This window comes from Streptomyces sp. NPDC002784 (genome assembly GCF_053592135.1).
The window spans coordinates 294945-320005 of record NZ_JBSFVD010000006.1; the positions used below are offsets into that span (position 1 = coordinate 294945).

Sequence of the window (25061 nt, forward strand, 5' to 3'; positions counted from 1 at the left end):
CCGGGCCGTACGACCCGGGGACCCTTCGCGGCCCTGGCAGGAGCAGCTCGCGAGCCTTCTTAGCGCTCGACCTCGCCCTTGATGAACTTCTCGACGTTGGCGTACGCCTCGTCGTCGAAGTACTGGACCGGCGGGGACTTCATGAAGTAGCTCGACGCGGAGAGGATCGGACCGCCGATGCCGCGGTCCTTGGCGATCTTCGCGGCGCGCAGGGCGTCGATGATGACACCCGCGGAGTTCGGGGAGTCCCAGACCTCGAGCTTGTACTCCAGGTTCAGCGGGACGTCACCGAAGGCGCGGCCCTCGAGGCGGACGTACGCCCACTTGCGGTCATCCAGCCAGGCCACGTAGTCCGACGGGCCGATGTGGACGTTCTTCTCGCCCATGTCGCGGTCGGGGATCTGCGAGGTGACGGCCTGCGTCTTCGAGATCTTCTTGGACTCGAGGCGGTCGCGCTCCAGCATGTTCTTGAAGTCCATGTTGCCGCCGACGTTGAGCTGCATGGTGCGCTCGAGACGGACACCGCGGTCCTCGAACAGCTTCGCCATCACGCGGTGCGTGATGGTGGCGCCGACCTGCGACTTGATGTCGTCACCGACGATCGGGACGCCGGCCTCGGTGAACTTGTCCGCCCACTCCTTGGTGCCGGCGATGAAGACCGGGAGGGCGTTGACGAAGGCGACCTTGGCGTCGATGGCGCACTGGGCGTAGAACTTCGCCGCGTCCTCGGAACCGACGGGCAGGTAGCAGACGAGGACGTCCACCTGGCGGTCCTTGAGGATCTGGACGACGTCGACCGGCTCCTCGGCGGACTCCTCGATGGTCTCGCGGTAGTACTTGCCGAGACCGTCCAGGGTGTGACCGCGCTGGACCGTGACGCCCTTGTTCGGGACGTCGCAGATCTTGATGGTGTTGTTCTCGCTGGCACCGATGGCGTCCGAGAGGTCGAGGCCGACCTTCTTCGCGTCGACGTCGAAGGCGGCGACGAACTCGACGTCACCGACGTGGTAGTCGCCGAACTGCACATGCATCAGGCCCGGGACCTTGGACGCCGGGTCGGCGTCCTTGTAGTACTCGACGCCCTGCACCAGCGATGCGGCGCAGTTGCCCACGCCGACGATGGCTACGCGAACCGAACCCATTCCGGTTGCTCCCTGTGTGTACGAGTGAGGCCCAAAGCGAGCTCTCACGTGGCGGTGTCGTCGGGCGTATCCGTCCCGGGGTCGTCCCCGGGACGGGGCAGGCCGCCCGTCGCTCCAGATGTGGTGTCCTGCTGAGCGGGTCCCCCGGTGGCGGACCCCTTGAGGTCCCTCCCGGCCCGCTCGCTCTCGATGAGCTCGTTCAGCCAGCGCACTTCGCGCTCCACGGACTCCATTCCGTGGCGCTGGAGCTCAAGCGTGTAGTCGTCGAGGCGCTCCCTGGTGCGCGCCAGGGAGGCGCGCATCTTCTCCAGACGCTCCTCCAGGCGGCTGCGGCGGCCCTCCAGCACGCGCATGCGGACGTCGCGCGAGGTCTGCCCGAAGAAGGCGAACCGGGCGGCGAAGTGCTCGTCCTCGTACGCGTCGGGGCCGGTCTGGGAGAGCAGGTCCTCGAAGTGCTCCTTACCTTCCGCCGTCAACCGGTAGACGATCTTGGCGCGGCGGCCGGCGAGGGACGCTGCGAGGGCGTCCTCGGGGGCGCTCCCCGGCTCCTCGATCAACCAGCCGTTGGCGACCAGCGTCTTGAGGCAGGGGTAGAGGGTTCCGTAGCTGAACGCACGGAACACGCCCAGTGACGTATTGAGTCGTTTGCGCAGCTCATAGCCGTGCATCGGGGATTCGCGGAGCAGGCCGAGGACGGCGAACTCAAGGATCCCGGAACGCCGGCTCATCCGCTCGCCTCCTCGTCTTATCTCGCGCTGATGTATCGACTCGATACATCATGACGATAGAACGGCCTCCCGCATGCGACAAGAGGGGAAAAGGTGAACGGGATCACATCACTGATTCATGGGATGCGAGTTGCCTGATTTGGGGTGAACTTCGGGGCTCGGCGGGTTTTGACGGTGCGTAGTCTGTGCGCCATGCACACCACCGGGAACCAAGTGACGTCTGGGGGCGTCGTCGTCCCCGGTGCAGTACGGGTGAATGCGGGAGCGCCCGCATCCGTACTTCGGGGGGACCGGAAACCTGCCGCCGTTTCCAGGCGCGTCACACGGGTGCGCCTGCCCGAGGAGTAGTCGTTCGATGAGCGAGCACCGTCGCAAACCGCCGCAGCCGCAGGGAGGCGGACGTGCCGCGGCCCGACGCGGCCAGTCCGGCTCGTCCTCCGGCCGCCGCGCGGCACCGCGAGGCGCCACCGGGTCACCCGCCGACTCCTATGGGACGAGTTCCCACGGGTCGGAGTCGTACGGTCCGGGCGGTGAGGAGCGTCCGTACAGCGGCCGCGCCGAGGCCCGCCGTGCGGCCCAGAGGAGTGGGGGTGGCCGCCGCAGAGCGGCCGAGCCCGGCCGAGGTGTTCCCGGCGGCCCGGGGAGGGGCCGCGGCCGGGCCACCGGACCCGTCAAGAAGCGGATCATCGACTACCCGCGCGCGGGCAAGTACGGCTGGCAGCGCTGGGTGCCGTCCTGGAAGCTCGTGTCCGGCCTGTGCGTGGGCTTCTTCGGCAGCCTGGTGGCCATCGCCGGCATCGGCTACGCCATGGTGGGCGTCCCCGACGTGGCCAAGACCGCCGAGGCGCAGAACAACGTCTTCTACTGGGCCGACGGCTCCCAGATGGTCGCCACGGGTGGCGAGACCAACCGTCAGATCGTCGCGCTGGAGCAGATCCCCGAGGAGATGCGCAACGCGGTCATCTCCCAGGAGAACAAGACCTTCTACACCGACAGCGGCATCGACCCCAAGGGCATCGCCCGCGCCGTGCTCAACATGGCCAGGGGCGGCGAGACGCAGGGTGGCTCGACCATCACCCAGCAGTTCGTCAAGAACGCGATGCTGGACGATCAGTCGCAGACGATCTCGCGCAAGTTCCAGGAGATCTTCGTCGCGGTCAAGGTGGACGCCAAGTTCAACAAGGACCAGATCCTGGCCGGCTACCTGAACTCCGCGTACTACGGCCGCGGCGCCTACGGCATCCAGGCGGCCTCGCGGGCCTACTTCAACAAGGACTCGGTCGACCTGAGCCCCGGCCAGTGCGCCTTCCTCGCCGCCATGCTCAAGGGCGCCACCTACTACGACCCGGCCGGCGCGACCTCCATCGACCCGGCCGCCACGCCTGAGGCGAACCGCAAGCGGGCCAAGATCCAGATGCAGGACACGCTGGACAAGATGGTCGAGTACGGCCACCTCGACGCCACCACGCGGTCCAAGTACACGGAGCTCCCGGCGGTCCAGAACCCTCGGTCGAACACCGCGCTGAGCGGCCAGGTCGGCTACCTCGTCGACCTCGCCAAGGCGTACGTGGTCAACAACACGAACATCACCACCGAGGACCTCCAGCAGGGCGGTTACTCGATCTACACGACCTTCGACAAGAAGAAGGTCAAGGCGCTCGAGGCCGCGGTCAAGAAGGTCCAGAAGGAGAACATCGACCCCAAGAAGCGCCCGAAGACGGACACCCACGTCCAGTTCGGCGGGGCTTCGGTGGACCCGGAGACGGGTGCCATCAGGGCGATCTACGGCGGTGAGGACGCGACCAAGCACTTCACCAACAACGCCGATGTCACCGGCGCCCAGGTCGGCTCGACGTTCAAGCCCTTCGTCCTCGCGGCCGCCATGAAGTGGGGCGTCCGCGATCCCGGGGGCCTCCCGGAGCAGGCACAGGACGAGCGGACCAAGGTGTCCCCGAAGAGCCTGTACAGCGGCCAGCACGCTCTCAAGATCAAGAACTACGACGGGACCGTCTGGCACGACGACAAGGGCAAGGAGTGGCTCCAGGCCAACGACGGCGACGAGTCGCTCGGCGAGCCGCCGAACTACCAGGTCGACCTGCGCACCGCGATGCAGTTCTCGGCGAACTCCGCCTTCGTGCAGCTCGGCATGGACGTCGGTCTGGACAAGGTGAAGGAGGCCGCCGTCGACGCGGGCATCAAGGAGGACACCCTGACGGGCACGACCTTCCCCTCGTTCTCCATCGGTATCTCCGAACCCAGCGCGATCCGCATGGCGGGTTCGTACGCCACGTTCGCGGCCAGCGGCAAGCAGCGTGAGCCGTTCTCTGTGACGGAGGTCAAGAGTGAGGAAGGCACGGTCTTCCGGTACAAGGGCAAGACGGAGCAGGCCTTCACCGCGCAGGTGGCCGACAACGTCACCGACGTCCTGAAGACCGTGGTCGAGAAGGGCACGGGTACCAGTGCCCAGCTGACCGGCCGTGAGGTGGCCGGCAAGACCGGTACCACCGACGGCAACAAGTCGGCGTGGTTCGTCGGGTACACCCCGCAGCTGTCGACCGCGATCAGCATGTTCCGGTACCCCGACGACGAGACGATCAAGAACCGCAAGTTCCTGAAGATGTACGGCACGGGTGGCCAGCAGTCGATCCACGGTGCGTCGTTCCCGGCCGAGATCTGGCAGGACTACATGGAGCAGGCGCTGAAGGGAGAGCCGGCCAAGGCCTTCCCCACGCCGGAGCCCATCGGTGTGGTCATCAACGACGTCCCGGACCCGACGCCGACTCCCACGGTCAGCGAGACGGAGGAGGCCAGCCCGACGCCGACTCCGACGCCCAGCCAGACGGAGCCCTCTCCGACGCCGTCCGTGAGTGAAAGCTGTACGTGGGGCTGGTGCGAGGACGACGGAGGCACGGACACCGGCGGCACGGGCGGAGAGGTGACCACGTCTCCGTCGCCGACGGACACCGGTGATTCCGTCTCCGGCGGAAACGGCAATGGCAACGGCAACGGCGGACTCTTCGGCGGCGGGGACTCGACCGGCTAGTCCGTCCGGCCGGGAAACCGGCGGGTGTCCGGTTGGGTGCCATATCGCCGACCGAGGGTGTTTCACGTGAAACATGGGCCGCCGCACCGACCAGGTGCGGCGGCCCTCGGCGTATTCCCAGGCGCGTACGGCAGGATGTGCCCCATGCCCAGTGCAGAGACGACGCAATCGAGCGTGCACGAGCCGGACCTGGTGCGGCCGACCAAGGACGACGAGGTGGCCCGCAGCGGCAGCGAGCTGATCGGCGGCCCCATCGGTCGGCGTGCCCTGCTGGGGACGTCGTGGTGGACCCCGGTGCGGGTCATCGCGCTCGTGGCGATCGGCGTGTTCACCCTCGGCCTGGTCCAGAAGGCGCCCTGCTACAACGGCGCCTGGTTCTTCGGCGCCAGCTCGCAGTACACCCACGCCTGCTACTCCGACATCCCGCACCTCTACCAGGGGCGTGGCTTCGCCGACGGCCTCGTGCCGTACTTCGACCGGCTCTCCGGCGACATGGAGTACCTCGAATACCCGGTGCTGACCGGTGTGTTCATGGAGGTGGCCTCCTGGCTCACGCCGGGCAGCGGCAGCATCCAGGACCAGGAGAAGTGGTACTGGATGGTCAACGCGGGGATGCTGATGGCCTGCGCGGCCGTCATCGCGGTCTGTGTGACCCGTACGCATGCCCGGCGTCCTTGGGACGGACTGCTCGTCGCGCTGGCGCCGGCCTTCGCGCTGACCGCGACCATCAACTGGGACCTGCTGGCCGTCGCTCTGACGGCCGCCGCGATGCTGATGTGGTCGCGGGGCCGCCCGCTCGCCTTCGGTGTCCTCCTGGGGCTCGCCACGGCCGCCAAGCTCTATCCCGTCCTGTTGCTCGGCGCGCTGTTCGTGCTGTGCTGGCGGGCGGGGAAATGGCGGGACTTCGGCAAGGCACTGGGCGGTACGGCCGTGGCCTGGGCGGTCGTGAACGGCCCGGTGATGCTGCTCGCCTTCGACGGTTGGTCGAAGTTCTACACGTTCAGCCAGGAGCGTGGCGTCGACTTCGGGTCCTTCTGGCTGATCCTGGCCCAGAACTCCAGTGACCCGCTCTCCACCGACACCGTCAACAACCTCGCCACCCTGCTGATGCTGCTGAGCTGCGCCGGGGTCGCCGCGCTCACGCTGACGGCACCGCGGCGGCCTCGGTTCGCGCAGCTCGCGTTTCTGATCGTGGCGGCGTTCATCCTCACCAACAAGGTCTACTCGCCGCAGTACGTGCTGTGGCTGATCCCGCTGGCCGCGCTGGCCCGGCCAAAGTGGCGGGACTTCCTGATCTGGCAGGCCTGCGAGGTGGCGTACTTCCTGGGCATCTGGATGTACCTCGCGTACACGACCAGCGGAGACGCCCACAAGGGGCTGCCGACCGACGGCTACCACTGGGCCATCGGGGTGCATCTGCTGGGCACGCTCTACCTGTGCGCCGTGATCGTCCGCGACATCCTCACGCCGGAGCGGGACGTGGTGCGCCGGGCGGGCGACGACGATCCCTCGGGCGGTGTGCTCGACGGGGCGGAGGACGTCTTCGTCCTCGGCGCCGCGGCCCATCCGCCCAAGCACGCGGCGCACTTCGACGGGCCACAGGTGGAGTGGGGCGGGCCAGGGGTGGGCGAGCGTTCGGCGGGTGTGCGTTCGCTCTGAGCGAACGGCCTCTGGGAGGCGTGGACCACGCGAACGGCTCTGAAGGCCGTAGACGAGCGAAAGGCCGTGCACGGGAAGCGTGCACGGCCTTTCCGTTGCCCTGGTGGGCGGGGCTCAGCGGTCGACGAGACGGTCGAACTGCGTGGTGGTGTGGCGCAGATGGGCCACCAGCTCGTCCCCGACCTTCGGCTCCGGCGCGTCCGAGGGCACGAACAGGATGGAGACCTGCATGTGCGGCGGCTCGGCGAACCAGCGCTGCTTGCCGCCCCAGACGAACGGAGAAAGGTTCCGGTTGACGGTGGCGAGGCCGGCCCGGGCGACGCCCTTGGCGCGCGGCATGACACCGTGCAGCGCCTTGGGGGCCTCCAGGCCCACCCCGTGCGACGTGCCGCCCGCCACGACCACCAGGAAGCCGTCGGAGGCCGCCTTCTGCTGCCGGTAGCCGAAACGGTCGCCCTTGGAGACGCGGGTGACGTCCAGGACGGCACCGCTGTACTCCGTGGCGTCGTGGTCCCCCAGCCAGAGCCGGGTGCCGATGCGGGCGCGGAAGCGGGTCTGCGGGAACTGCTGCTGGAGCCGGGCGAGTTCGTCGGCCTTGAGGTGGCTGACGAACATCGTGTGCAGCGGCAGCCGGGCCGCGCGCAGGCGGTCCATCCAGCCGATGACCTCCTCGACGGCGTCCGAGCCGTCGGTGCGGTCCAGCGGCAGGTGGATGGCGAAGCCCTCCAGCCGGACGTTCTCTATGGCGGAGTGCAGCTGCGGCAGGTCCTGCTCGCTCACCCCGTGCCGCTTCATCGAGGACATCACCTCGATGACCACCCGGGCGCCCACGAGGCCGTACACGCCGTCGATCGAGGACACCGAGCGGATGACCCGGTCCGGCAGCGGCACCGGCTCCTCACCGCGCCGGTACGGCGTCAGCACCAGCAGGTCACCGCCGAACCAGTCCTTGATGCGCGCGGCCTCGTAGGTCGTGCCGACCGCGAGGACGTCCGAGCCCAGCCGCGTGGCCTCCTCCGCCAGGCGTTCGTGCCCGAAGCCGTAGCCGTTGCCCTTGCAGACCGGGACGAGGCCCGGGAACTGCTCCTGCACGTGCTTGTGGTGCGCCCGCCAGCGCGCGGTGTCGACGTAGAGCGTGAGCGCCATGGCCGGACCTGGAACCTTTCTGGTGGCTGCGGTGTATCAGAGGTATGGAAGCTATCGAAGCAAATGCCTGGGCCTCAGCGGCGCGACATGTAGATGTCGAGCGCCTTGTGCAGCAGCTTGTTCAGCGGGAAGTCCCACTCGCCGAGGTACTCGGCGGCCTGCCCGCCGGTGCCCACCTTGAACTGGATCAGGCCGAAGAGGTGGTCCGACTCGTCCAGCGAGTCGGAGATGCCCCGCAGGTCGTAGACGGTCGCGCCAAGCGCGTAGGCGTCGCGCAGCATCCGCCACTGCATCGCGTTCGAGGGCCGGACCTCACGGCCGATGTTGTCGGAGGCGCCGTAGGAGTACCAGACATGCCCGCCGACCACCAGCATCGTCGCGGCGGCCAGGTTCACCCCGTTGTGCCGGGCGAAGTACAGCCGCATGCGGTTGGGGTCCTCGGTGTTGAGGGCCGTCCACATGCGCTGGAAGTACCCCAGCGGGCGGGGCCGGAAGTGGTCGCGCACGGCCGTGATCTCGTACAGCCGCTGCCATTCCTCGAGGTCGTGGTAGCCGCCCTGGACGACCTCGACGCCCGCCTTCTCGGCCTTCTTGATGTTGCGGCGCCACAGCTGGTTGAAGTTCTTGTGGACCTCTTCCAGGGAGCGGTTCGCCAGCGGCACCTGGTAGACGTAGCGCGGCTGGACGTCGCCGAAGCCGGCGCCGCCGTCCTCACCCTGCTGCCAGCCCATCCGGCGCAGCTTGTCGGCGACCTCGAAGGCGCGCGGTTCGATGAAGTCGGCCTCGATGTCACGCAGCCGCTTCACGTCCGGGTTCTGGATGCCCTGCTTGATCGAGCCCGCCTCCCAGCGCCGGATGATCACCGGCGGGCCCATCTTCACGGAGAAGGCGCCCTGCTGCTTCAGGTGCGCGAGCATCGGCTCCAGCCAGTCGGTCAGATTCGGCGCGAACCAGTTGATGACCGGGCCCTCGGGCAGATAGGCGAGGTAGCGCTTGATCTTGGGCAGCTGGCGGTAGAGGACCAGGCCCGCGCCGACCATCTCACCGGTCCGGTCGTCGAACCACCCGAGGTTCTCGGAGCGCCACTCCGCCTTGACATCGGCCCAGGCCGGAACCTGCATGTGGCTCGCCGACGGCAGGCTCTGGATGTATGCCAGATGCTGCTCGCGACTGATCGTCCTCAGGGTCAGGCTCATTCGGGGCGCTCCTCGGGCTGGTGTGTCCCCATGGGTTCAGGGGCTCCGGCTCTCGCGCCGAAGCCTACTGCGCCTCGTGAGCGGCCTGACTGGGCGTACGGCAGCTTCGCCCCGGCTTTTGGGCCACCGGGGCGATCGCCGGCAGTGTCGGAGAGGTGTGAGGTGTCCCTGGCGTCAGCCGACGATCCCGCCGAAGAGACCACCGTGCGCCATGCCCAGGAAGAAGCCGATGCTCGCGGCGCCCAGTCCCACGATCAGGCCGAAGCGCTCACGTGTCGTCTCCGACACCCACTGACCGTAGGCGCCGGTGGCGATCCCCAGCAGGCCGGTCCAGGAGCTGAGCAGATGCAGGTCATGGAACATCGCCGAGACGAAAGACGTGAGGCCCAGCACCAGGGTCACCGCGAGCAGGGCGTCCTGGAGAGGGTGGGGCTTTCCGTCCGTGGCGAAGAGGCCGCCGACGGGGTTGGGTCGCATTGCTTGTGCCATGAGGGCACCTCCTGCGGAAGGGCGGCGCATCGTAGCGCCGTACACACCCGATGTATCCAGATTGTCGGCCCTCCCGGCCGGATTTCAACCCGAAGGGGGTGTGCGGGTAGTCTGTAGCGTCTGCACCGGTGTCTGCCCATGTCACGGCCGGGACTCCTGAGAGGGACCCCGATTGTCAGTGGCGGCCGATACCGTTGCGTACGCATCACAACCCTCCTGCCACGGAACGACCGTGGCCGCTGAGTCCAAAGGAGGTGGGTTCCACATGCGTCACTACGAGGTGATGGTCATCCTCGACCCCGATCTGGAGGAGCGCGCTGTCGCCCCCCTGATCGAGAACTTCCTCTCCGTCGTCCGTGAGGGCAACGGAAAGGTCGAGAAGGTCGACACCTGGGGCCGTCGTCGTCTCGCGTACGAGATCAAGAAGAAGCCCGAGGGCATCTACTCGGTCATCGACCTGCAGGCCGAGCCTGCGGTCGTCAAGGAGCTCGACCGCCAGATGAACCTGAACGAGTCGGTCCTCCGGACCAAGGTCCTCCGTCCCGAGACCCACTGAGCTCCTCCGCTCAGTTGATCTCGGGTTCCGAGTAGCAGCACCAGCAGCCAGCAGCAAACCCGCCGAGAGGTTCCCCCATGGCAGGCGAGACCGTCATCACGGTCGTCGGCAATCTTGTCGACGACCCCGAGCTGCGCTTCACCCCTTCCGGTGCGGCGGTCGCGAAGTTCCGTGTCGCGTCCACTCCCCGCACCTTCGACCGTCAGACCAATGAGTGGAAGGACGGCGAGAGCCTGTTCCTGACCTGCTCGGTCTGGCGTCAGGCGGCGGAGAACGTTGCCGAGTCGCTCCAGCGAGGCATGCGCGTCATCGTGCAGGGCCGGTTGAAGCAGCGGTCCTACGAGGACCGTGAGGGCGTCAAGCGCACGGTCTACGAGCTGGACGTCGAGGAAGTCGGCGCCAGCCTGCGCAACGCCACGGCCAAGGTCACCAAGACCGCCGGCCGCGGTGGCCAGCAAGGCGGCGGCTTCGGCGGTGGTGGCGGTGGCGGCCAGGGTGGCGGCGGCTGGGGCGGTGGCCCCGGCGGCGGTCAGCAGGGCGGCGGCGCTCCCGCCGACGACCCGTGGGCGACCGGCGCTCCCGCCGGTGGCCAGCAGGGCGGCGGCGGCGGTGGCGGCTGGGGTGGAAACTCCGGCAGCGGCGGCGCTGGCGGCGGCTACTCGGACGAGCCCCCCTTCTAGGCCCTCGGGCCAAGGGTGGGTCGTACCCACACTTCTTGATCACACAGGAGATACACCATGGCGAAGCCGCCTGTGCGCAAGCCGAAGAAGAAGGTCTGCGCTTTCTGCAAGGACAAGGTCACGTACGTGGACTACAAGGACACGAACATGCTGCGGAAGTTCATTTCCGACCGCGGCAAGATCCGTGCCCGCCGCGTGACCGGCAACTGCACGCAGCACCAGCGTGACGTCGCCACGGCTGTGAAGAACAGCCGTGAGATGGCGCTGCTGCCCTACACCTCCACCGCGCGATAAGGGAAGGGTGACCGACTCATGAAGATCATCCTCACCCACGAGGTCTCCGGCCTCGGTGCCGCGGGCGACGTCGTCGACGTCAAGGACGGTTACGCTCGCAACTACCTGATCCCGCGGAACTTTGCGATCCGCTGGACCAAGGGTGGCGAGAAGGACGTCGAGCAGATCCGTCGTGCTCGCAAGATCCACGAGATCCAGACCATCGAGCAGGCCAACGCTGTGAAGGCCCAGCTCGAGGGCGTCAAGGTCCGCCTGGCCGTCCGCTCCGGCGACGCCGGTCGTCTCTTCGGTTCCGTCACCCCGGCCGACATCGCTTCCGCGATCAAGGCTTCCGGTGGCCCCGAGGTCGACAAGCGCCGCATCGAGCTCGGTTCGCCGATCAAGACGCTGGGCGCTCACGAGACGTCCGTGCGTCTGCACCCCGAGGTTGCCGCCAAGGTCAACATCGAGGTCGTCGCGGCCTGATCGCCGTGCTCGGCTCGAAGAGCTGAGAGAAGGGGCCGCGCCCATGGGGTGCGGCCCCTTCTTCGTGCCTGGCGTCTCGGCCATGTTTCACGTGAAACAGGAGCTCGGCCATGTTTCACGTGAAACGCCGGTTTCACGTGAAACAGTCAGCGCGTCGCGCCGGTGACGATCCAGCGACCCGAGCGGGCGCGGAGCCAGAGGGTCACCATCCGGACCGTCATCATCAGGGTCATCGCTCCCCAGACCGCGGTCAGTCCCCCGCCGAGAACAGGGACAAGCAGGGCGACCGGAGTGAAGACGGCGAGGGTGACCACCATGGCCCACGCCAGATACGGTCCGTCGCCCGCGCCCATCAGTACGCCGTCCAGGACGAAGACCACGCCGCAGATCGGCTGGGAGAGCGCCACCATGAGCAGAGCGGGCAGGGCGGTGTCCTGGACGACCGAGTCGCTGGTGAAGAGCGGCAGCAACAAGGGCCGCGCCACCACCACCAGCAGGGCCAGGACGACACCGGCCGCGATGCCCCACTCCACCATGCGGCGGCAGGCGGCGCGAGCGCCCTCGGCATCGCCCGCACCGAGGTAGCGGCCGATGATCGCCTGTCCGGCGATGGCGATTGCGTCCAGGGCGAAGGCGAGCAGGCTCCACAACGACAGGATGATCTGGTGGGCCGCGATGTCGGCGTCACCGAGGCGGGCGGCGACCGCGGTGGCGATCATCAGGATGGCGCGCAGCGAAAGCGTCCGCACCAGCAGCGGCACACCGGCCTGGGCGCAGGCCCTGATTCCGGCGGCGTCGGGACGCAGGGAGGCATGGTGCTTGCGGGCGCCGCGGACGACGACCACGAGGTAGGCGGCGGCCATGCCGCACTGGGCGATGACGGTGCCCCAGGCGGATCCGGCGATCCCGAGGCCGGCGCCGTAGACGAGGCCGACGTTGAGGACAGCGTTGGCGATGAAGCCGGCGAGGGCGACGTACAGCGGTGTCCGGGTGTCCTGGAGTCCGCGCAGGACGCCGGTGGCGGCAAGGACGACGAGCATCGCCGGTATGCCGAGGGCGGAGATCCGGAGATAGGTGATCGCGTACGGGGCTGCGGTGTCGGAGGCGCCGAAGAGGTCCACGAGGAACGGTGCTGTGGGCAGGACGACCGCGATGACGGCGGCACCGAGGATGAGGGCGAGCCAGATGCCGTCCATGCCCTGGCGGATGGCGGCCTGGAGGTCTCCGGCGCCGACGCGTCGGGCGACGGCCGCGGTGGTGGCGTAGGCAAGGAAGACGAAGACGCTCACGGCGGTCATCAGGAGTGCGGAGGCGACGCCGAGGCCGGCGAGTTGGGCGGTGCCGAGGTGGCCGACGATGGCGCTGTCGGCGATGACGAAGAGGGGCTCGGCGACGAGTGCGCCGAAGGCCGGGACGGCCAGCGCGATGATCTCTCGATCGTGCCGACGGCGAGTGGCCTTGGGGGTCGCGGGAGCCTGTGTCATGAGCACCAATCTAATCGTCCACAGGTAAGAGATGCAATGGAGAAGTGACCCTTACTGTTCGTCTCAGCGTGTGTGCTCTCGCGCACCGTTCGAAGTGATCTTGCGCCGACTGGAAAACTTTTTCTTCTGCACAGCCGGTGGATGGGATATGTCCAGGTCAGAGGCGGTGTTTCGGAAAGCTGCGCGGCTTGTTCACAGGGCTGTCCACCGGGTCGTGCACAGGTTTTGCGGAGTTCTCCACAGCATCCGGGCCGTCGTCCACATGGCCTGTGGATAACCAGATTGGCTGACGGTGCCGTGGGGCCTACCGTGGACCGGCGCCCGCTCCGTCCGTCGGTCGAGAAAACGACACAAAACCGACGGCCCCAGAACCGGAGTTGGGCGTCTTATTTGTCAGTGGCGTGCCGTAGAAATGAGAGGCACGCGAGGGTCCGCTCGGCGGACGGGAGGAGGTGGCTCGGTGAGTATTTCCGAGCCCTTGGACGACCCGTGGGCCGGCAGCGGGCCCAGTGATCGTCTGCCTGCTTCCCGGCGCCGCAGTGACGGGGGCCGGGGCCGGGACGAGCAGCACGACCGCGGCCGGGAGAGCGGCGAGTGGGACGGCGGCGGTTCGGCCTTCGAGCGGGTGCCGCCCCAGGACCTGGACGCCGAGCAGTCCGTCCTCGGTGGCATGCTCCTGTCCAAGGACGCCATCGCGGACGTCGTCGAGGTCCTCAAGGGCCATGACTTCTACAAGCCCGCGCACGAGACGATCTTCCAGGCGATCCTGGACATCTACGCCAAGGGCGAGCCGGCCGACCCCATCACCATCGCCGCCGAGCTCACCAAGCGCGGCGAGATCAACAAGGTCGGCGGCGCCTCCTATCTGCACACCCTCGTCCAGACGGTGCCGACGGCGGCGAACGCCGAGTACTACGCGGAGATCGTCCACGAGCGCGCCGTCCTGCGCCGCCTGGTGGAGGCCGGGACCCGCATCACCCAGATGGGATACGCGGCCGACGACGACGTCGACGAGATCGTCAACCGCGCCCAGGCGGAGATCTACGCCGTCACCGAGCAGCGCACCAGCGAGGACTATCTGCCGCTCGGCGACATCATGGAGGGCGCGCTCGACGAGATCGAGGCGATCGGCTCGCGTACCGGCGAGATGACCGGTGTGCCCACCGGGTTCACCGACCTCGACTCGCTCACCAACGGCCTGCACCCCGGCCAGATGATCGTCATCGCGGCCCGTCCCGCCATGGGCAAGTCCACGCTCGCCCTGGACTTCGCGCGGGCGGCGTCGATCAAGCACAACCTCGCGAGCGTCATCTTCTCCCTCGAAATGGGGCGCAACGAGATCGCGATGCGTCTGCTGTCGGCCGAGGCGCGGGTCGCCCTGCACCACATGCGCTCCGGCACCATGACGGACGAGGACTGGACCCGGCTGGCGCGCCGGATGCCGGAGGTCTCGGCCGCGCCGCTCTACATCGACGACTCCCCGAACCTGTCGATGATGGAGATCCGCGCCAAGTGCCGCCGGCTGAAGCAGCGCAACGACATCAAGCTCGTGATCATCGACTATCTCCAGCTGATGCAGTCCGGTGGCTCCAAGCGCTCCGAAAGCCGTCAGCAGGAGGTCTCGGACATGTCCCGTAACCTCAAGCTGCTGGCCAAGGAACTGGAGGTCCCGGTGATCGCGCTCTCCCAGCTGAACCGTGGACCCGAACAGCGCACCGACAAGAAGCCGATGGTGTCCGACCTGCGTGAGTCCGGCTCCATCGAGCAGGACGCCGACATGGTGATCCTGCTGCACCGTGAGGACGCCTACGAGAAGGAGTCCCCGCGCGCGGGCGAGGCGGACATCATCGTGGGCAAGCACCGTAACGGTCCGACGGCGACGATCACGGTGGCCTTCCAGGGCCACTACTCCCGCTTCGTCGACATGGCCCAGACCTGATCCCTGCGCTCCGCGGTGATGCGCTCGACTCCCGCGGCCCCCTCGGGGTGGACTGGGGGGATGACGACACCTCAGGAAGAGTTGCTGCCCGGGACCCGGCGGGCGCTGTCGCACCGGATCGCCGTGGCCCAGGCCGAGGGGCGGACGCCGTCGCTGGTCGCGGCGGTCGTACGGGACGGGCGCGCGGTGTGGCACGGATCCCGGACCTCGGTCGAGGAGCACGGTCCCGACGAGAACGTGCAGTACCGGATCGGCTCGATCACCAAGACCTTCACGGCCGTTCTGGTCATGAGGCTGCGCGACGAGGGGCTGCTCGACCTCGGTGACCCGTTGGAGAAGCATCTGCCGGGTACCGGCGCGGGGGAGGCCACGGTCGCCGAACTGCTCGCCCACACCGGTGGACTGGCCGCCGAGTCCCCGGCGCCCTGGTGGGAGCGGACGCCCGGCTCGATGAGGCCCGAACTCGCCGATGTACTCGGAGAACAGCCTCTGCTGCATCCCGTGGGCCGGCGCCACCACTACTCCAACCCTGGCTACACCTTGCTGGGCGCCCTGGTGGAGAAGCTGCGGGGGGCGCCCTGGGAGGACGTCCTGCGCAGTGAAGTGCTCGAACCCCTGGGGCTGAACCGCACCAGCGGGCGACCGAAGGCGCCGCACGCGGGCGGCTGGGCGGTGCACCCCTGGGCCGATGTGATGCTGCCGGAGCCCGCGGAGGACCTGGGGCGGATGGCTCCGGCCGGGCAACTGTGGTCCACCACGGCCGACTTGGCGCGGTTCGCGGCCTTCCTGGTCAAGGGGGACGACCGGGTGCTGAGTGCGGCGAGCGTACGGGAGATGCGGGAACCGGCCGCGCCGGGCGAGTCCGCGGATGTCGCCGACGGGGCCGCGTACGGACTGGGGCTGCAGATTCAGTACCGGCACGGCCGACTGCTCGCCGGGCACTCGGGGTCGCTGCCGGGCTTCCTGGCGAGCCTCTTCTTCAGCGAGAGCGACGATGTCGCGGCGGTCGTGCTCGCCAACTGCACCTCGGGCCCGCTGCTCTCCCTGGTCGCCGCCGACCTGGTGCGCATCGTCGCCGAGGCGGAGCCGCGGATCCCCGAACCCTGGCGGCCCATGACCGAGGTCGATCCTGCCGTCCTGGAACTGGCGGGCCAGTGGTACTGGGGGACGTATGCCTTCGCGCTGCGGTTGACGGCCGATGGGCTCGTCTCGCTGGAGCCGCTGTCCGGCAAGGGCCGGCGTTCACGGTTCCGGGCCAACGGTGACGGCACCTGGACCGGTCTTGAGGGGTACTACGCCGGAGAGCGCCTCCAGGCCGTACGGCGTCCGGACGGGACGGTGAGCCATCTCGATCTCGGGTCGTTCGTGTTCACGCGTCAGCCGTACGACGAGGGCGCTCCGGTGCCGGGTGGGGTGGACCCGGAGGGGTGGCGGGGGATTCCGTAGCGGCTGCCGAGGGGAGAGCGCCCTGGCGCAGCCCTGTTTCACGTGAAACAGGGCATCTCGGCCGGTCACAGGATGCGTTTGAAGCCCACGTGGGAGGCCTCGAAGCCGAGCCGCTCGTAGAAGCGGTGGGCGTCGGTGCGGGAGGCATCCGAGGTCAGCTGGACGAGTCGGCAGCCCTGGCGCCGGGACTCGTCGACCGCCCACTCGATGAACTGCGTTCCCAGGCCGCTGCCGCGCTCGTCGGCGTGGATGCGGACGGCCTCGATGACGGAGCGGGTGGCGCCCTTGCGGGAGAGTCCGGGGATGAGCGTGAGCTGGAGGGTTCCGACGACCCGTCCTCCCCGCTCGGCCACCATCAGCAGCTGGTTCGGATCGCGGCTCAGGCGGTCCAGGGCCGTCAGGTAGGGGGTCAGGTCGTCGGGCGACTCGCGCTGGGCCCCCAGGGGGTCGTCGGCGAGCATGGCGACGATCGCCGGAACGTCGTCCGCGGTGGCGGGGCGTATCTCCAGATCTCCCATGTGGCTCACCCTATGCGGAGGGCACCCGCCAGCGAGGAGCGGTTGCCTGCGCTTGCAGATATAACGCGCGTGCAAGTATTGTCGTGACGCGTAAAGCTCTACTGCAATCTTCTGGGAAGGTGGCTCCCCATGCCGCTCGCGCTCCTGGCCCTGGCGATCGGGGCCTTCGGAATCGGGACGACCGAGTTCGTGATCATGGGCCTGCTGCCCGAGGTCGCGGCCGACTTCGGGGTCTCGATCCCTACCGCGGGCCTGCTCGTGACCGGCTACGCGCTCGGCGTCGTGGCCGGAGCGCCGCTGATGACCGTGGTCGGCACCAGGATCTCCCGCAAGCGGATGCTGATGCTGCTGATGGGCCTGTTCATCGCCGGAAACCTGCTCTCCGCGCTCGCCCCGGCCTTCGCCGTCATGCTGACCGGCCGCATCGTCGCCTCACTCGCCCACGGCGCCTTCTTCGGCATCGGCTCGGTCGTCGCGGCCGAGCTGGTCGCCCCGGACAAGAAGGCCGGCGCCATCGCGATGATGTTCACCGGCCTCACCGTCGCCAACGTCGTCGGCGTCCCGCTCGGCACCTTCGTCGGACAGTCCATCGGCTGGCGCGTCACCTTCGGTATCGTCGCCGCCCTCGGGGTGATCGGCCTGACCGGCATCGCCCGCCTGGTCCCCGACCTGCCCCGGCCGGAAGGCGTACGGCTGCGCCATGAGCTGGCCGCCTTCAAGAACGCCCAGGTCCTGCTCGCGATGGCGATGACCGTGCTCGGCTTCGGCGGAGTCTTCGCGGCCATCACCTACATCGCGTCGATGATGACCCACGTCACCGGTTTCGCCGACGGCTCGGTCACCTGGCTCCTGGTGCTCTTCGGGCTCGGCATGGTCGGCGGCAACCTCGTCGGCGGTCGGTTCGCCGACCGCGCGCTGATGCCTCTGCTGTACGTCTCTCTGGGCGCCCTCGCCGTCGTGCTGGCGCTGTTCACGCTCACCGCCCACCACAAGGTCCTGGCGGCCGTCACCATCACGCTCATCGGCGCCCTGGGCTTCGCCACCGTCCCGCCGCTGCAGAAGCGCGTCCTCGACCAGGCCCACGGTGCTCCGACACTGGCCTCGGCCGTGAACATCGGGGCCTTCAACCTCGGCAACGCGCTCGCCGCCTGGCTCGGTGGCCTCGTCATCGCGGCCGGCCTCGGGTACACCGCCCCCAACTGGGTCGGCGCCGCCCTCGCCGCGTCCGCGCTGCTCCTGGCCTTCCTCTCGGCCGGCCTGGAACGCCGCGAACGGAGGACCGGGGCCGTCGTCGCCGGGTCCCCGCCCGTCGCGCCCGTCGAGAAGCAGGCCCTGGCCCACCGCTGACCGGGCGTCGGGGAGCAGGCCCTGGCCCACCGCTGACCGGGCGTCGGGAAGCAGGCCCTGCCCCACCGCTCACCGAGCGACGAGATGAAGGCGGCTCTGCCCCACCGCTGACCACACACCAACGCCGGTTCCCCACAGCCCGGGGAACCGGCGTCGTCGTGTCCGGGTGGCTCAGCCCGCCGCCACCGTGAGAGGGGCGAACCGCCGCTGCCAGTCTCCGGGCAGCTCGGGGATGCCGTAGGTCATCACCGAGTTGAAGGCGACGGACGCCAGGCCCCGCTCCTTGGCCCAGGCCAGCAGCTCTTCGTGCCGTACGTCGATGTCGGTGCGCAGGGGCCGGTCGGTGTGCGCGGCGAGGGAGGCGATCAGGGCCTGCGCGGTCCGGGTGTCACGGGCGATCAGCGGGCCGACGACATGGGTGTCCATGTTGGGCCAGGCGGCCGCGAATCCGGTGATCCGGCCGTCCTCCTCCGCCACCCGCAACCGATCGGCGAAGGCGGGCAGCCGGGTGAGCAGAGGTGTGCGGTCCGAACCGAAGACCTCTTCGTCGAGCCGGAGAATCGCGGCAAGGTCCTCGGCGGTGGCCGCGCGCGTGGGGACCCCCGGCTCCGGGCCACGGGGCGTGAAATGGCCGCGCAGCATCTCGGCTCGGCCGGTGACCTTGAAGCCGAGCTCCTCGTAGAGCGGCCGGCCGTTCGGCGTCGCGTGCAGCGTCAGCGGGGTGGTGCCCTGGACCGAGAGGACATGCCGCATCAAGTGGCGCCCGATGCCCCGGCGGGCGTGCTGCTCGGCGACCAGCACCATGCCGACGGCCGCCAGATCGGGGCGCCCGGGCCGGCCGTACTCGGTGACCACGCAGGCGCCGATGAGTCCGCCGTCGGGGTCGTCGATGCCGTAGCCCTGGCCCGCGGTGAGGAGGAAGCCCCACTTGTGTTCCTCCCGGGGCCAGCCCCGGTTCTCGGACAGGTCGGCGCAGGCGGCGAGGTCACGCGGCGTCAGGGGGCGGATGGGCAGAGCGGCGGGGGAAGGTGTCGACACGCAGGTCAGGCTGTCTGACGGGTGGCCTTGCCGTCCACCCGTTTCCGAGGAGTCGTACGAGCTTTTGCCCACAGCATGGGCTCGGGCGCCGGGGGAACGTGGTTTCACGTGAAACATGGACGAACACCTCGCGCCGGACCGGCCGGACACGGGCCTGTTCGCAGCCGTACCGACCTCCGGGGCGGTCGACCAGGACGGCAGCCCCCGTCCGGCGATGCGGTGCTCCACGGAGCAGGATCTACGGGAACCCTATGAATTGGTGCGGCCTGCCCGGTAATTGAAAGAAGTCACGGCTTCACCCCTGGTCGACACGTGACGGGGGATGGGGGGACTTGTGTGCGGAGCGCTGGCCGGTAGGGTCGACTCCGGTTCGCATCCGGGACGGGCTCCGGGATGACCGCACACGACCCGTGCGAGCCGGGAAAAGGGCAACGCAGCCTAACGGGACGGAGAGATCGAAGACCCGCGATTGCGCTTATGCGGCCGGGGTGTGCACACGCGGTGGGACGCTGCGGTGACAGGACTGCGGCCAATGTCACACTCTTCCGTTACTTGTCCGTACGAAGTGTGCACACAGGTTTGAATGTGGCTGTACGGGCCAGGGGCACCGAACGGGAAAGCAAGCCGTCTGCGGGGGAAGCAGGCACCTTCCGGCCGAGGAAGTGCGCAGACCGACCGAAAGATGTTCGAGGCGAGGCACACACCATGGACGCTCCGACCACCACGTCGGCCGACAACGGCACTTCCGGCGGCGGCAGCGGCTGGTTCACGCCGCGCACCCAGCCGACGACGAGTCAGGGCAGTGAGCCGGAGACGACCGAGGGCAACCGGCTGGCCGCGATGCGCCCGGTGGGCAGACCGGGGGCCGACGCCGGGGCGGCCCCGGGTGCGCGGCAGGAAACTGCACCGCCCGCAGCGCCGGAGGCCCCAGCGCCCGCAGCACCGGAGGCCACCCCGCCCGCAGCACCGGAGGCCCCAGTGCCCGAGACACCCCTCCAGCCCACCACCCCCGCCCCGCCCGAGCCCCGTCTCTCCGGTCAGCGCCCCGCCGCAGCGCAGCAGGCTTCCCCGGACGCCGTACTGGTCCGCCGGACGATGGCCGAAGTCGGTCCCGTCGCCGACAAGGTGACCTCCTACTTCTACGCGCTGCTCTTCGTCCGCCACCCCGACCTGCGCTCCCTGTTCCCGGCCGCCATGGACACCCAGCGGGACCGGCTGCTCAAGGCGCTGCTCACGGCGGCCGAGCACATCGACAACACCGAGGTCCTGGTCGCGTATCTGCAGAACCTGGGCCGCGGCCATCGCAAGTACGGCACCCGGCCCGAGCACTACCCGGCCGTGGGCGAGTGCCTCATCGGCGCGCTGAGCAAGTACGCCTCCGCCGTCTGGGACGCGGAGACGGAGGCGGCCTGGGTGCGGACGTACACGACCATCTCGCAGGTGATGATCGACGCGGCGGCGGCGGACGAGCTGCGCGCCCCGGCCTGGTGGTACGCGGAGGTCGTCGCGCACGAGCTGCGGACCCCGGACGTCGCGGTCGTCACCGTCCGCCCCGACCAGCCCTACCCCTTCCTCGCCGGCCAGTACACCAGCCTGGAGACACCTTGGTGGCCGCGGATCTGGCGGCACTACTCCTTCGCCTCGGCGCCCCGCTCCGACGGGCTGCTGTCGTTCCATGTGAAGGCCGTCCCCGCCGGGTGGGTCTCCAACGCGCTGGTGCACCGGGCCCGGCCCGGGGACATTTTGCGGCTCGGCCCGCCGGCCGGCTCGATGACCGTGGACCACACCACCGACAGCGGACTGCTCTGCGTCGGCGGCGGCACCGGGATAGCCCCCATCAAGGCCCTGGTCGAGGATGTCGCCGAGCACGGCGAGCGGCGGCCGGTCGAGGTGTTCTACGGCGCCCGCAGCGACCACGACCTGTACGACATCGACACGATGCTCAGGCTCCAGCAGGCGCATCCGTGGCTGGAGGTGCGCCCCGTGGTGGACCGGCACGGGCTGGTCCAGCTGCCGGACGCCATACGAGAGTTCGGACCCTGGTACGAGTACGACGCGTACATCTCGGGCCCGCCGGGGATGATCCGCACCGGTGTGGACGCCCTCCGGAACACCGGTGTCCCCGCGGAACGCATCCGCCATGACGCGCTGGAGGAACTGGTCGCCGCGGGGAGCTGAGTTCAGCCGAGGTCCGGGGCGTGCATGGCGCGTACGCCCTCGATGTTGCCGTCCAGATAGTGCCGCAGCGACAGCGGGACGAGGTGGACGGAGGCGATGCCGACGCGGGTGAACGGCACCCGCACGATCTCGTACTCGCCGATCGGCTCGTCGACCTCCGGACCGTGCCGCAGGGACGTGTCCATCGACACCAGACGGCAGACGAAGAAGTGCTGCACCTTCACCCCGGTCGCGCCGCCGTCGTCGCCGATGTGCTCGACGGTGTCGACGAAGCAGGGCACCACATCGACGATCTTGGCGCCGAGTTCCTCGTACACCTCGCGGTGCAGGGCGTCCACCACGGTCGTGTCCGTGGGCTCGACCCCGCCGCCGGGGGTCAGCCAGTAGGGATCCATGCCCGGCTTGGTGCGCTTGATCAGGATCAGGTCGTCACCGTCCAGCAGAACGGCGCGGGCGGTGCGCTTGACCACGGGTCGGACGGTCATGGGAGAAATGTGGCCCGGCTGGTTCCACGTGAAACATCGCGACGGCGGCTCAGCACCAGTCGGCGGCCGCCTGCAGCAGCCACTCATGGGCGCGCGCGATGTGCGGCATCGCCAGCGTCCCGGTGCGCACCACCAGGAAATACGTCCGCAGCGGCGGTACGGCGGGTTCGTGCAGGGCGACGACGTCGCCGCGCTCCAGGGCGGGCACACAGAGGTAGCGGGGCAGCACCGCGAGGCCGGCGCCCGCGACCGCACAGGCCAGGACCGCCCGTAGATCGGGGACGATGACGGTGCCGGGCACGGCCGGGCGGGAGTCGAAGACGGAGGCCCAGTAGCGGGAGACGAAGGGCAGCGACTCGTGCACCTCGATCACCGGCACGTCCTCCAGTGCGGTCGCTCCGCCGCGGCACGGTGGTGCGGCGCCGATCCTCCCGGCCCAGCGCGGCGCGGCGAGCAGGACGTGCTCTTCGTCGCAGAGGGCAGTCGCGGTGAGCAGAGCGCCGCGCGGGCGGGCGGTGCAGATGGCCAGATCATGATGTCCGGCGGCCAGCCCTTCCAGTGTCTCCTCGGCGTTTCCGAAGGAGGCCCGCAGCGCGAAGCCCTGGCCGTCGTCGCCGGTGAGCTCGGTCAGCGCGGGCAGGGCCCGTTCGGCGGTGAACTCGGGCGGTCCGGCGAGATGGAGGGTGCGCAGGGAGGACTCGTCGTCGAGGCCGGACTCGGTGATCTCGACCAGAGCGTCCAGGTGGGGGGCGGCCTTGTGCGCGAGTTCGTCGCCGATGGTCGTCGGGGTCACGCCGCGCGCCTGCCGGAGGAACAGGGGGCGGCCCAGCTGCCGTTCGAGGGTGCGTATCTGGGAGGTCACGGCGGGCTGGGACAGCCCGAGCAGGGCGGCGGCGCGGGTGAAGGAACCGGCCCGGTGCACGGTCACGAAGGTGCGCAACAAGGCCAAGTCCATGCCTCACCCTCCCCTGTTCAGCCCTCCTCAAGCCCCCCGGCCGGGCCCAACTATAAATATGTCGATAGGCCTGTGTCGCTACTGTGATTGGACACTGACACACAGTCAACTAGCCTTGTGTGCGCGGTTCTTCGCGCGCAGAACCGAGGACGGTCCGAGCCACGAGGGGGGAGGCTCGGACCGTCCGTTGTACGTAGCGCAGGCCCCCCGAGGCGCTCAGCGCGCCGACTCCTCCAACGCGCGCAGCACATCCGCCACCAGGTCCTCGGCGTCCTCGGCACCCACCGACAGCCGGATGAAGCCCTCCGGCACCGCGTCCCCGCCCCAGCGCCCGCGCCGCTCGGCCGTGGACCGCAGCCCGCCGAAGCTGGTCGCGTCGTCCACGAGCCGTAGCGCGTCGAGAAAGCGGTCGGCACGCGCGCGCGTGGGGAGCGTGAAGGAGACCACGCACCCGTAGCCCCGCATCTGCCGGGCGGCGGTCGGGTGGGAGGGGTCGGCCGGCAGCCCCGGGTAGCGCACCCCGAGCTTTTCGGGCCAGTCGCGCAGGGCCTCGGCGACCGCCAGGGCGGTGGCGTTCTGCCGGAGCACGCGCAACTGGAGCGTGGCGAGGGAGCGGTGCGCGAGCCATGCCTCCATGGGGCCCGGAATCGCGCCGACGATCTTGCGCCAGCGGCGGACGGCGGTCATCGCCTCGTCGGCGCGTCCGCAGACGTAGCCGAGCAGGATGTCGCCGTGCCCGGTGAGCTGCTTGGTGCCGCTCGCCACCGAGAAGTCGGCGCCGAGCTCCAGCGGGCGCTGCCCGAGGGGCGTGGCAAGGGTGTTGTCGACGGCGACGAGGGCGCCACGCGCGTGTGCCGCCTCGACGAGGCGCCGGATGTCGCAGACGTCCAGGCCGGGATTGGAGGGCGTCTCCAGCCACAGCAGCCGGGCGCCGTCGAGGACGTCGAGCTGGGCGTCGCCGCCGGTCGGCGCGGTGCGCACCTCGATGCCGTACGCCCCCAGCTGGTCGCGTACCAGGGGCAGCGCCTGGTAGCCGTCGCTGGGCAGCACGACCGCGTCCCCGGCGCGCAGCCGGGAGAACAGCACCGCGGAGACGGCGGCCATGCCCGAGGCGAACACCAGCGTCTCGACGCCGTCCTCGTCCGGCGCCTCCAGCTCCCCGATGGCCCGCTCCAGATGGGTCCAGGTGGGGTTCTCGTCGCGGCCGTAGGTGTACGGGCCGGTGGGCTCGCCCGGCAGATGGAAGTGCGCGGCGAACACCGGACCGGGCAGGGTGGGCTCGTGCTTGACCGGCTCGGGCAGTCCGGCACGCACCGCGCGCGTGCCGTCTCCCGGGCCCCCGGCGCCGCTCACGCCGCCCGCTCCCCGGTCTCCTGGCGCACCGCGTCCAGCAGACCGCCGCTCGCCGCCTCGACCATCGCCAGGCACTCCTCGAAGCCCTCTGCGCCCCCGTAGTACGGGTCGGGTACGTCGAGATCGTCCCCGGCAGCGGGGTCGTAGGAGCGCAGCAGCCGCACTTTCGCCGCGTCCTGCTCGGTGGGGGCCAGCCGGCGCAGCGCCTTGAGGTGGCCCTCGTCGAGCGCCACGACCAGATCCAGTCGGGCGAACCAGGACGCCTGGAACTGCCGGGCGGTGTGGCCGCTGTCGTAGCCGTGCAGCTCCAGGACCGCGACCGTGCGCGGGTCGGCCGGGTCGCCCTCGTGCCAGCCGCCCGTGCCGGCGCTGTCGACCTCGACGAGGCCGTCGAGCCCGGCCTCGGCCACCCGCGCGCGGAAGACGGACTCGGCCATCGGGGAGCGGCAGATGTTGCCGGTGCACACGAAGCAGACGCGGTAGGTCATCGGCGCTCAGTCCCCGTCGGGCAGCAGGACGTTGAGCGCCCAGGAGACGATCGAGATGATCAGGCCGCCGAGGACGGCGGTCCAGAAGCCCTCGACATGGAAGCTCAGGTCGACGGTGTCGGCGAGCCAGGAGGTCAGCAGCAGCATCAGCGCGTTGACGACCAGGGTGAACAGGCCGAGCGTGAGGATGAGCAGCGGCAGGCTCAGCAGGCTGACGACCGGCTTCACCAGGACGTTGACCACGCCGAAGATCAGCGCGACCAGGAGCAGGGTGCCGACCTTCTTGCCGGTGCTGTCGCCGGTGAGAGTGATCTTGTCCAGCAGCCATACGGCGACCGCCAGGGCACCCGCGTTGGCGATCGTCTTGACTACGAAATTCTTCATGTGTCTGATCGTGGCAGACGAGATCGGCTGCGAGCAGTGTGACGAGGG

23 protein-coding genes are annotated in these 25061 nt (G+C 69.4%); 10 read left to right on the plus strand and 13 right to left on the minus strand.

The annotated features are described in order from the left end of the window. Positions 1 to 59: 59 nt before the first annotated feature. The gene (locus tag ACWD1Z_RS15360; protein ID WP_389416596.1) at positions 60 to 1142 is read right to left on the minus strand and encodes an inositol-3-phosphate synthase; all 1083 of its coding nucleotides are present in this window, start codon (positions 1140 to 1142) and stop codon (positions 60 to 62) included. A 44-nt stretch (positions 1143 to 1186) separates the two neighbouring features. Continuing rightward, positions 1187 to 1870, minus strand: coding sequence for a PadR family transcriptional regulator (locus ACWD1Z_RS15365; protein ID WP_250073660.1), 684 nt, complete (start codon positions 1868 to 1870; stop codon positions 1187 to 1189). 355 nt (positions 1871 to 2225) lie between these two features. On the opposite strand from ACWD1Z_RS15365, the gene ACWD1Z_RS15370 reads away from it, so the two are divergent. Beyond that, positions 2226 to 4913, plus strand: coding sequence for a transglycosylase domain-containing protein (locus ACWD1Z_RS15370; protein ID WP_451118883.1), 2688 nt, complete (start codon positions 2226 to 2228; stop codon positions 4911 to 4913). Between the two features lie 144 nt (positions 4914 to 5057). Next, positions 5058 to 6572 carry a glycosyltransferase family 87 protein gene (locus tag ACWD1Z_RS15375; protein ID WP_451118885.1) on the plus strand — a complete coding sequence of 505 codons (1515 nt, stop codon included), beginning with the start codon at positions 5058 to 5060 and terminating at the stop codon, positions 6570 to 6572. A 114-nt stretch (positions 6573 to 6686) separates the two neighbouring features. Here ACWD1Z_RS15375 and ACWD1Z_RS15380 read toward each other — a convergent pair whose 3' ends face one another. The 3 genes from ACWD1Z_RS15380 to ACWD1Z_RS15390 form a co-directional block, all read right to left on the minus strand. Then, the gene (locus ACWD1Z_RS15380) at positions 6687 to 7718 is read right to left on the minus strand and encodes an alanine racemase (protein WP_389416593.1); all 1032 of its coding nucleotides are present in this window, start codon (positions 7716 to 7718) and stop codon (positions 6687 to 6689) included. 74 nt (positions 7719 to 7792) lie between these two features. Beyond that, a complete protein-coding gene (gene femX, locus ACWD1Z_RS15385; RefSeq protein ID WP_389416592.1) occupies positions 7793 to 8914 on the minus strand; it encodes a peptidoglycan bridge formation glycyltransferase FemX in 1122 nt (373 codons plus the stop codon). A gap of 174 nt (positions 8915 to 9088) precedes the next feature. Next, positions 9089 to 9403, minus strand: coding sequence for a hypothetical protein (locus ACWD1Z_RS15390; protein ID WP_451118888.1), 315 nt, complete (start codon positions 9401 to 9403; stop codon positions 9089 to 9091). A 265-nt stretch (positions 9404 to 9668) separates the two neighbouring features. On the opposite strand from ACWD1Z_RS15390, the gene rpsF reads away from it, so the two are divergent. The 4 genes from rpsF (at position 9669) to rplI (ending at position 11398) form a co-directional block, all read left to right on the plus strand. Further along, positions 9669 to 9959: a 30S ribosomal protein S6 gene (gene rpsF, locus ACWD1Z_RS15395; RefSeq protein ID WP_003956532.1), complete on the plus strand. Its 291-nt coding sequence runs from the start codon at positions 9669 to 9671 to the stop codon at positions 9957 to 9959. Positions 9960 to 10036: 77 nt separating this feature from the next. Next, on the plus strand, positions 10037 to 10639 hold the full coding sequence (locus ACWD1Z_RS15400; protein WP_451118890.1) for a single-stranded DNA-binding protein: 603 nt from the start codon (positions 10037 to 10039) through the stop codon (positions 10637 to 10639). 57 nt (positions 10640 to 10696) lie between these two features. Beyond that, complete coding sequence (gene rpsR, locus ACWD1Z_RS15405) at positions 10697 to 10933, plus strand: 30S ribosomal protein S18 (RefSeq protein ID WP_003949403.1); 237 nt, start codon at positions 10697 to 10699, stop codon at positions 10931 to 10933. An 18-nt stretch (positions 10934 to 10951) separates the two neighbouring features. Then, entirely contained in the window at positions 10952 to 11398 is a 447-nt protein-coding gene (rplI, locus tag ACWD1Z_RS15410; protein ID WP_250073675.1) for a 50S ribosomal protein L9, read from the plus strand. Positions 11399 to 11544: 146 nt separating this feature from the next. On the opposite strand, the gene ACWD1Z_RS15415 is transcribed toward rplI, so the two are convergent. Next, the gene (locus ACWD1Z_RS15415) at positions 11545 to 12882 is read right to left on the minus strand and encodes an MATE family efflux transporter (RefSeq protein ID WP_451118892.1); all 1338 of its coding nucleotides are present in this window, start codon (positions 12880 to 12882) and stop codon (positions 11545 to 11547) included. A 460-nt stretch (positions 12883 to 13342) separates the two neighbouring features. Between ACWD1Z_RS15415 and dnaB the strand changes: the two genes are divergently transcribed. Both dnaB and ACWD1Z_RS15425 read left to right on the plus strand, forming a co-directional pair. Continuing rightward, on the plus strand, positions 13343 to 14821 hold the full coding sequence (gene dnaB / locus ACWD1Z_RS15420) for a replicative DNA helicase (protein WP_451118894.1): 1479 nt from the start codon (positions 13343 to 13345) through the stop codon (positions 14819 to 14821). A 60-nt stretch (positions 14822 to 14881) separates the two neighbouring features. Next, entirely contained in the window at positions 14882 to 16267 is a 1386-nt protein-coding gene (locus ACWD1Z_RS15425) for a serine hydrolase domain-containing protein (protein ID WP_451118896.1), read from the plus strand. A gap of 65 nt (positions 16268 to 16332) precedes the next feature. On the opposite strand, the gene ACWD1Z_RS15430 is transcribed toward ACWD1Z_RS15425, so the two are convergent. Beyond that, positions 16333 to 16785, minus strand: a complete 453-nt coding sequence (locus ACWD1Z_RS15430; RefSeq protein WP_451118897.1) for an N-acetyltransferase family protein — start codon at positions 16783 to 16785, stop codon at positions 16333 to 16335. Positions 16786 to 16914: 129 nt separating this feature from the next. On the opposite strand from ACWD1Z_RS15430, the gene ACWD1Z_RS15435 reads away from it, so the two are divergent. Next, positions 16915 to 18132 (plus strand): MFS transporter, encoded by a 1218-nt coding sequence (locus tag ACWD1Z_RS15435; protein WP_451118899.1) that lies wholly within the window; start codon positions 16915 to 16917, stop codon positions 18130 to 18132. A gap of 171 nt (positions 18133 to 18303) precedes the next feature. Here ACWD1Z_RS15435 and ACWD1Z_RS15440 read toward each other — a convergent pair whose 3' ends face one another. Further along, the gene (locus tag ACWD1Z_RS15440) at positions 18304 to 19170 is read right to left on the minus strand and encodes a GNAT family N-acetyltransferase (RefSeq protein ID WP_451118901.1); all 867 of its coding nucleotides are present in this window, start codon (positions 19168 to 19170) and stop codon (positions 18304 to 18306) included. 705 nt (positions 19171 to 19875) lie between these two features. Between ACWD1Z_RS15440 and ACWD1Z_RS15445 the strand changes: the two genes are divergently transcribed. After that, on the plus strand, positions 19876 to 21348 hold the full coding sequence (locus ACWD1Z_RS15445; RefSeq protein ID WP_451118902.1) for a globin domain-containing protein: 1473 nt from the start codon (positions 19876 to 19878) through the stop codon (positions 21346 to 21348). A gap of 2 nt (positions 21349 to 21350) precedes the next feature. Here the strand turns inward: ACWD1Z_RS15445 and ACWD1Z_RS15450 are convergent, their stop codons facing one another. The 5 genes from ACWD1Z_RS15450 to ACWD1Z_RS15470 form a co-directional block, all read right to left on the minus strand. After that, positions 21351 to 21833 carry an NUDIX hydrolase gene (locus tag ACWD1Z_RS15450; protein WP_389416583.1) on the minus strand — a complete coding sequence of 161 codons (483 nt, stop codon included), beginning with the start codon at positions 21831 to 21833 and terminating at the stop codon, positions 21351 to 21353. 49 nt (positions 21834 to 21882) lie between these two features. Continuing rightward, complete coding sequence (locus tag ACWD1Z_RS15455; protein ID WP_451118905.1) at positions 21883 to 22788, minus strand: LysR family transcriptional regulator; 906 nt, start codon at positions 22786 to 22788, stop codon at positions 21883 to 21885. Between the two features lie 216 nt (positions 22789 to 23004). Beyond that, complete coding sequence (locus ACWD1Z_RS15460; RefSeq protein WP_451118907.1) at positions 23005 to 24141, minus strand: cystathionine gamma-lyase; 1137 nt, start codon at positions 24139 to 24141, stop codon at positions 23005 to 23007. After that, positions 24138 to 24629: a low molecular weight protein-tyrosine-phosphatase gene (locus ACWD1Z_RS15465; RefSeq protein WP_451118908.1), complete on the minus strand. Its 492-nt coding sequence runs from the start codon at positions 24627 to 24629 to the stop codon at positions 24138 to 24140. Before ACWD1Z_RS15465 ends, ACWD1Z_RS15460 begins: the two co-directional genes overlap by 4 nt. Before the next feature lie 6 nt (positions 24630 to 24635). Continuing rightward, positions 24636 to 25013 carry a phage holin family protein gene (locus ACWD1Z_RS15470; RefSeq protein ID WP_451118910.1) on the minus strand — a complete coding sequence of 126 codons (378 nt, stop codon included), beginning with the start codon at positions 25011 to 25013 and terminating at the stop codon, positions 24636 to 24638. Between the last annotated feature and the right edge of the window lie 48 nt (positions 25014 to 25061).

What these genes read in the sequence shown, in the direction of transcription:
- ACWD1Z_RS15360 (WP_389416596.1), bottom strand. Translation starts at nt 1,142, where the DNA reads ATGGGTTCGGTTCGCGTAGCCATCGTCGGCGTGGGCAACTGCGCCGCA.
- ACWD1Z_RS15365 (WP_250073660.1), bottom strand. Translation starts at nt 1,870, where the DNA reads ATGAGCCGGCGTTCCGGGATCCTTGAGTTCGCCGTCCTCGGCCTGCTC.
- ACWD1Z_RS15370 (WP_451118883.1), top strand. Translation starts at nt 2,226, where the DNA reads ATGAGCGAGCACCGTCGCAAACCGCCGCAGCCGCAGGGAGGCGGACGT.
- ACWD1Z_RS15375 (WP_451118885.1), top strand. Translation starts at nt 5,058, where the DNA reads ATGCCCAGTGCAGAGACGACGCAATCGAGCGTGCACGAGCCGGACCTG.
- ACWD1Z_RS15380 (WP_389416593.1), bottom strand. Translation starts at nt 7,718, where the DNA reads ATGGCGCTCACGCTCTACGTCGACACCGCGCGCTGGCGGGCGCACCAC.
- femX (WP_389416592.1), bottom strand. Translation starts at nt 8,914, where the DNA reads ATGAGCCTGACCCTGAGGACGATCAGTCGCGAGCAGCATCTGGCATAC.
- ACWD1Z_RS15390 (WP_451118888.1), bottom strand. Translation starts at nt 9,403, where the DNA reads ATGGCACAAGCAATGCGACCCAACCCCGTCGGCGGCCTCTTCGCCACG.
- rpsF (WP_003956532.1), top strand. Translation starts at nt 9,669, where the DNA reads ATGCGTCACTACGAGGTGATGGTCATCCTCGACCCCGATCTGGAGGAG.
- ACWD1Z_RS15400 (WP_451118890.1), top strand. Translation starts at nt 10,037, where the DNA reads ATGGCAGGCGAGACCGTCATCACGGTCGTCGGCAATCTTGTCGACGAC.
- rpsR (WP_003949403.1), top strand. Translation starts at nt 10,697, where the DNA reads ATGGCGAAGCCGCCTGTGCGCAAGCCGAAGAAGAAGGTCTGCGCTTTC.
- rplI (WP_250073675.1), top strand. Translation starts at nt 10,952, where the DNA reads ATGAAGATCATCCTCACCCACGAGGTCTCCGGCCTCGGTGCCGCGGGC.
- ACWD1Z_RS15415 (WP_451118892.1), bottom strand. Translation starts at nt 12,882, where the DNA reads ATGACACAGGCTCCCGCGACCCCCAAGGCCACTCGCCGTCGGCACGAT.
- ACWD1Z_RS15425 (WP_451118896.1), top strand. Translation starts at nt 14,882, where the DNA reads ATGACGACACCTCAGGAAGAGTTGCTGCCCGGGACCCGGCGGGCGCTG.
- ACWD1Z_RS15430 (WP_451118897.1), bottom strand. Translation starts at nt 16,785, where the DNA reads ATGGGAGATCTGGAGATACGCCCCGCCACCGCGGACGACGTTCCGGCG.
- ACWD1Z_RS15435 (WP_451118899.1), top strand. Translation starts at nt 16,915, where the DNA reads ATGCCGCTCGCGCTCCTGGCCCTGGCGATCGGGGCCTTCGGAATCGGG.
- ACWD1Z_RS15445 (WP_451118902.1), top strand. Translation starts at nt 19,876, where the DNA reads ATGGACGCTCCGACCACCACGTCGGCCGACAACGGCACTTCCGGCGGC.
- ACWD1Z_RS15450 (WP_389416583.1), bottom strand. Translation starts at nt 21,833, where the DNA reads ATGACCGTCCGACCCGTGGTCAAGCGCACCGCCCGCGCCGTTCTGCTG.
- ACWD1Z_RS15455 (WP_451118905.1), bottom strand. Translation starts at nt 22,788, where the DNA reads ATGGACTTGGCCTTGTTGCGCACCTTCGTGACCGTGCACCGGGCCGGT.
- ACWD1Z_RS15465 (WP_451118908.1), bottom strand. Translation starts at nt 24,629, where the DNA reads ATGACCTACCGCGTCTGCTTCGTGTGCACCGGCAACATCTGCCGCTCC.
- ACWD1Z_RS15470 (WP_451118910.1), bottom strand. Translation starts at nt 25,013, where the DNA reads ATGAAGAATTTCGTAGTCAAGACGATCGCCAACGCGGGTGCCCTGGCG.